The sequence below is a fragment of the Actinomyces oris genome (genome assembly GCF_001929375.1).
Taxonomy (GTDB): Bacteria; Actinomycetota; Actinomycetes; order Actinomycetales; family Actinomycetaceae; genus Actinomyces; species Actinomyces oris_B.
The window spans coordinates 1-6256 of the sequence record NZ_MSGO01000085.1; the positions used below are offsets into that span (position 1 = coordinate 1).

General features: G+C 59.9%; 5 protein-coding genes. All 5 read left to right on the forward strand.

The window, feature by feature from the left end; all coding sequences use genetic code 11:
- A partial coding sequence (locus BKH32_RS13005) for an alpha/beta hydrolase (RefSeq protein ID WP_143222852.1) occupies positions 1–1381 on the forward strand: 1381 nt, incomplete at its 5' end.
- Between the two features lie 139 nt (positions 1382–1520).
- A complete protein-coding gene (locus BKH32_RS13010; RefSeq protein WP_256691992.1) occupies positions 1521–2672 on the forward strand; it encodes a hypothetical protein in 1152 nt (383 codons plus the stop codon).
- Positions 2673–2888: 216 nt separating this feature from the next.
- A complete protein-coding gene (locus BKH32_RS13015) occupies positions 2889–3827 on the forward strand; it encodes a hypothetical protein (RefSeq protein WP_081376823.1) in 939 nt (312 codons plus the stop codon).
- Positions 3828–4267: 440 nt separating this feature from the next.
- Entirely contained in the window at positions 4268–5005 is a 738-nt protein-coding gene (locus tag BKH32_RS13020) for a hypothetical protein (protein WP_343213306.1), read from the forward strand.
- Between the two features lie 103 nt (positions 5006–5108).
- Positions 5109–6164 carry a hypothetical protein gene (locus tag BKH32_RS13025; protein ID WP_075250413.1) on the forward strand — a complete coding sequence of 352 codons (1056 nt, stop codon included), beginning with the start codon at positions 5109–5111 and terminating at the stop codon, positions 6162–6164.
- Positions 6165–6256: the final 92 nt, after the last annotated feature.

Below are 6256 nucleotides of genomic sequence, written 5' to 3' on the forward strand. Positions count from 1 at the left end.
TGATTTAGAGATATCCGAAACTGGAGCAATAACACCATTCGAGACGGGCAGCACCGACAGTGAGGCTCGCAGTCGCGATGTTAGCCAACTGATCTGGGGTTATGAGCGAGAGCGTGACCGACTTGTTGAACAAGCAGGTGACACGATCACATTCATCTCATCGGCCTACGATGCGATTGCCGCCCTAGACGACACGGCAAACAGTCCGAGCCCCGAAGTGGTCAACCATGGAGACAAGCCGCCGAACCCGAACTGGACGCCCAGCCAGGTGAACGACTGGTGGACATCACTGAGTCCCGAACTGCAACAGCACATCATTAATAAACATCCTTCTTGGATCGGAAACGTCAATGGAATCCCCTCATCAGTCCGCCACGAGGCTAACATGGCTTGGCTAGCATACATGCAGAAGGAGATGGATCAGCAGATAGCAGATTTCGAACCCAAGAGCAATAAGATCTGGTACTCCCCGCCTGGCGGAGGGGGTGGGTACTACACAGAGACTCCAAATCCAGAATACGAGGCACTTCTGAGGAAACGGGACGAACTTAACAACATATCTGCATCACTTAATAGTAAGGAAAGCAGAGAAGCTGGACGCACCCTCCTGGTTCTTGATAATTCATCAGGGGACCATTTCCGCGCAGCCGTAGGGTCGGGAGACATAGATAACGCAGATCACGTCATGGTCTTCACGCCCGGCATGACAACACAAGCCACCCCTGGACTGTTTGGCAAAGACGGATCTACGGGAAGCCCCGTCAGGAACTCCGAGAATATTCTTGACAAGTCCGAGCTCGCATGGAAGCCAGGAGATAAAGGGCAAGAAACCGCAGCGGCCGTGACCTGGCTGGGGTATGACGCCCCTAACTGGTCAGAGACATTGCGTGGCACCGACTCATCGGTCCTTAGCTCCAAGGAAGCACAGAGCGCCGGTCCCGACTTGGCAAGCTTTTACGATGGCCTACAGGAAACTCACCACGGCGACCCTCACCTTGTTGCAGCAGGCCACTCATACGGCTCAACCGCCACAGGATACGCCTTGCGTGAGTCGAATGCCCCAGACGACGTAGTCGTATGGGGCTCACCTGGAGTCACTTCTGTTGACGCATCTGATCTGGGAATGCTACCGGATCATATGAGTGCAGTCGCGACAGGGGACGACGTCGTGGCAATGTCAGGGCGATATGGAGGAAGTCCAACGTCCCACCCAGATTCCGATTTCACTTCCTTAGACACACATGCAACTGGCGATTTAACGGAATCCACCGGACATTCATCCTACACCGATAAAGGCACTACCTCCCTGGAAGGCATCAGTCAAATATTGCGCAACCAGCAGTCTACTCATATCGACCATAACTCCATCGGAATCCAGTAAGTCAGCAACACAAAACCCTTCTGCTTTCTCATAGATAGGGACACGCAACCACTCCAGAAAATAGATCCACCAGAAGGTCAGTTGACATCTGAAGCACGCCACCCGTTAATGACAAACTAGTTGTCTACAGTTCCGACAAATGCTGGAGCACCCCAACATTTCTTGGAGGCACATCTTGCACAACAAAGCAACTGAAGAGCTGGATTCAAACGACTCGACTTCAATCCCTCAGAGTGAAGGTACATTTTCGCTTGCCTCTAGCAATATTTTCATTGAGGACGACCAGAGTAAATCATCTCGAAGTAATGCGATTTCCATCATCCCCGACGATAAACGATTTCGCGACCTCCTTAAAAAGGGGTATGTGATGCTGGCTGTGGTGCTGGTGGTGGTCGGTGGGTTCCTCTACTGGGTTGCAGCCAGCCTGGACCCAGATATCGGTATCAGCGGCCTGCAAGCCAGGACCGTGGCCCGCTCAGCAGCCCATCACCTCTCATCAAGCCCCGAGGTGATATCCGCCAAGGTCTCCTACGCTTACGCCGCCTCCGGCTACGGCCCCATCGCACAGGTCAAGGCCCGCCTCAAGGATGAAACCAGCGTGGACCAGGCCGCCGAGCTCCTGGCCTCCATCCACCGCAAGGCAGACAGCAGCCAGGTACCACTCAGCGTCACCCTGTCCTGGCGTCTCAACGGCACAGACATCTCAGTCAACTTCAGCTGCGACGACAGCCCCGACAGCATCCGCGCCACCACCCAACGAGAGCTGACCCTCGTGGGCAAGGCCAAGTCCGTCACCCGAGGCGAACCTGACGACTCCATCCACGCCGACTATGGAACAGTCGACGCCGTTCCCGCGTCTATCACAGAGCCAACCGGCCTCGACTTCTACAGAACATTCACCCTCCACAACTGGAACGTCACCTACTACCCCGCCCAAAACGACTCCTACTCCAACCCACCTATCACCGACCTCATCACCGCCACCAGGCAGGCCAGCCCCACCGGCACCATCGAGCTCAGCAACGGGACCCTGTCCATCACTGGCCTAGTCACCGACGAGCGCAAAGGTCTCACCCCTGAGGCAGCAGCACCCGTCATCCACGCCGTCGCCGACTGCCAAGCCGCGAAACTGACCACACTCCAACTCAACGGCAAGCTGCAGAAAGGCCTCTCAACCGACAACGACTACTGGCTGACCTTCACCTGCAACAACGGCACCTGGACACCCAACGACGACGGCAGCACCGGCCAAGACGAAGCCGCCATCCTCAACAAAGCCGCCGAACTCTAGACACCCCACCAACCCCACCTTCACCTCTGCGCCGTCAGACCAAACGCCCCCGCCACCAAGGCGGATCAGGAAGAATACGTCGGACAAGCAGAAGGGAGGTGCATAGTGGATGAGTCGATCGACTCCGACCAGGCCGGCAGTCACGCCCATGCTGTTCCTGAACCCGACAGGGCGTCTCCTCAGCGATCGCCGAATCGTCTTTTCAGAGGATGCCTGGTGCTGATTGTCTTGGTGATCGTGAGCATGGCGGGTATCTGGATGCTGTTCGTTCGCATCGACGCCAGCCTGCACCCCCAAGCCGGGCCAGCGGATCGTGCGTATGCCCGCCAAGTCGCCCAGGAAGCCGCCGACCACCTCGGTCACAGCCCACTTGTCACCTCAGCACCCTCCGCCTCATCCGAGGCAGCCACGCCGTCGGACATCTCCGCTCACGTAAGCATCAGCCTCAAGGCCGGCACCAGCGTTCAGGAAGCCGCCGACCTCCTGGCCTCGACCCACGAGGCCGCTCTTCACACCAAGGACGGCACCCGAAAGATCACGCTGACCGTGTCCATGTCATGGACCCTGGCCGGCACCAGCATCGCAGCAGACTTCGATACCAGCCGCTCCACCATCGACATCATCTCCACCACCACACGCGATCTGACCCCAGTCGGGGAAGCCAAGACCATCAGGCAAGGCGGGTCCTCCCTCCTAGGGATCGATTACGGCGAAGTCGGTTCTCCCCCGGCCTCACTGACCAGCCCCTCCGGTTCACGCACATGGAAATCCTTCACCATGAACGGCTGGCATGTCACCTCCACCAGCAACGAGACAGGACAGTTCGCCGCCCCACCCATGGAGCAGATCATCGCTGCGGCCACTCAGACCAGCGCTACCGGCTCCATCACGTTCGAGGCCGACCCGGGCTCCATGTCCGTCACCGGCCTGGCCACCGACGACGGCGGCTTGGCTCCCGAGGCGGCAGCACCCGTGGTGCACGCCTTGTCCGACTGTCACGCCGCAGGACTGACCCAGCTCAACCTCAACACCACAACCGGCCGCCACGGCCCCTGGCGAACTCTCGTATGCCAGGGCAGAACCTGGACACCCAAGGACGACGGCGTAAAAGGCCAGCAAGAAGCCGCCATCCTCAACAAAGCCGCCGAACTGTAGACCGCCCGTCACCCGCATGCCCTGCGCCCACCTGACCGAACCGACTCGATCCGCAGGAATAGCTGATTTGAGAGAATACGTCCATTCAGCCAGTAAGGGAGTAGCCGATGCCCGACGAGCAGACCACACCTGAACAAGGAGGAGCCCAATCGGAAGAAGCCCCGACTGCCGACTCGAGCAACGAAGCCTCTGCCAGCCGGAGGAAACCGTCGTCGGGCAGGTCGTTAGGGTGGTGGGCTGTCTGTTTCGTGCTGGTCGTACTTGTGTTGATCATCGGTGGTTACGGTTGCTTACTCTACGTCAACCTGAACCCCGACATTGGCCCGGATGGCTTCCAAGTCCGGCGCGTTGCCAGCACAGCCTCCAAGCACCTCTCAAGCGATCCCTCGGTCACCTCAGCAGAGGCAACAGGAGCAGAAGCCAACATCAACGGAAGTTCCGTGACAGTCGACGCCCACCTCAAGGACGGCACCAGCGTGGAGGCGGCCGCCAACCTACTGGCCTCAACCCGGCAGAAAACACTCCAGGAGGAGCCCGACTACTCAGGCGATTTCATCATCTCGGTGTCCTGGACCGTCAAGGGCAGCACCATCGACGTCGATGTCTCCTGTCAACGAGACCCTGAGGCAATCCGGACCGACGTCAAGCGCGCACTCACCCCCGTCGGAGAAGCGAAGGTCTTCACCGGCAGCATCGACGCCTACACGGAGCTGACGATCGACTACGGAGAAGTCACCGCACTCCCCACCAGTCTGACGCAACCCAGCGTCCCGGACTCCTCCAAGACCTTCACCATGAACGGCTGGAAGGTCACCTCCACCCCCAAAACCGACGGACAGTTCAGCAACCCACCCTTTGACCAGATCATCACCGCCGCCGGGCAGGCCAGCCCCACCGGCACCATCGACCTCGACGGCACCACCCTGTCCGTCACCGGCCTGGCCACCGACGAGAACAAAGGCCTCACCCCCGACGCAGCAGCACCCATCGTCCACACCGTCAACAACTGCCAAGCCGCCGGACTCACCACACTCAAGCTCAACGACGGAGCCAAGAAGGAACCCTCCAGCGACGACCACTGGATAACCTTCGTGTGCAAGAACGGAACCTGGGCGTCGCAGTTCGACTCCCCCAGCCCCAGCGACACCGAAATCCTCAACAAAGCCGCCGAACTCTAACCAACCCACCGTTCGTTCTTCGCCTCTGCGCCGTCGGACCGCCCCCCCACCACCACAACGGATCGGGAAGAATACCTCCAATGAGTCAGTAAGGGAGCAGCCGATGCCCGACGAGCAGACCACACCTGAACACAGAGAAGACACCGAGGCAGAAGAAGCCCCAACCACCGACTCGAGCAGCGAAGCCTCTACCAGCTGGCGAGCAAGGCTGTCCGGCAGGTCGACTGGCTGGTGGACCGTCCGGGTCGTGCTGGTGGTGGCGGTGCTGGCGGTTGTCGGGTTGATGTACCTGGTCAGCATCACCCTCAACCCCGACAGCGGACCGGAAGGATACAAAATCCGGCGCATCGCCAGCACAGCCACCAAGCACCTCTCCAACAGCCCTGATGTCATCTCCGCTGAGATCACCGTGGCCTCAGCCGACAACGGCGGTCCCAGCGCTTACCTGGACGTGCGTCTCAAGGACGACACCAGCCCCGATGCTGTGGCCAACCTGCTGGCCTCCACCCGCGATGCCACCTTCGGCAAAGACAACTCCGACACCCACATCAACCTCACCATCACCCTGTCCTGGACACTGCACGGCACCAGCGTCAGCATCCTGGCCAGCGGCTCCCGTCCCCCAGACCGCTCAATCGTCAGACGCGACCTGGCCGCTGCGGGTGAAGCTAAAACCATCGAGAACACCCATATCGACTACGGGCGAGTGACCGCACTCCCCACTACCTTCCTACAACCGAGCGCTCCTCGCTCCTCCAAGACCTTCACCATGAACGGCTGGAAGGTGACCTCCACCAGCAACCAGCACGGGCAGTTCCCCACCACCGTCTCCTTCGAGCAGGTCATCACCGCCGCCAGACAGGCCAGCCCCACCGGCACCATCGACCTCGCCAGCACCACCCTATCCATCACCGGCCTGGCCACCGACGAGCGCAAAGGCCTCACCCCCGAGGCAGCAGCACCCGTCATCCACGCCGTCGCCGACTGCCAAGCCGCAGGACTGACCACACTCCAGCTCAACGACGAGGCAAGAAAGGAGCCCTCCAGCGACGACCTCTGGCTGACCTTCACCTGCAACAACGGCACCTGGACACCCCACCATGGCGGCAACATTGGCAAAGACGAAGCCACCATCCTCAACAAAGCCACCGAACTCTAGACGGCCCACCACCCCACCTTCACCTCTGCGCCGTCGGACCAAACACCCCCACCACCAAGGCGGATCGGGAAGTGGAGTGCGTGGTGTTTCTC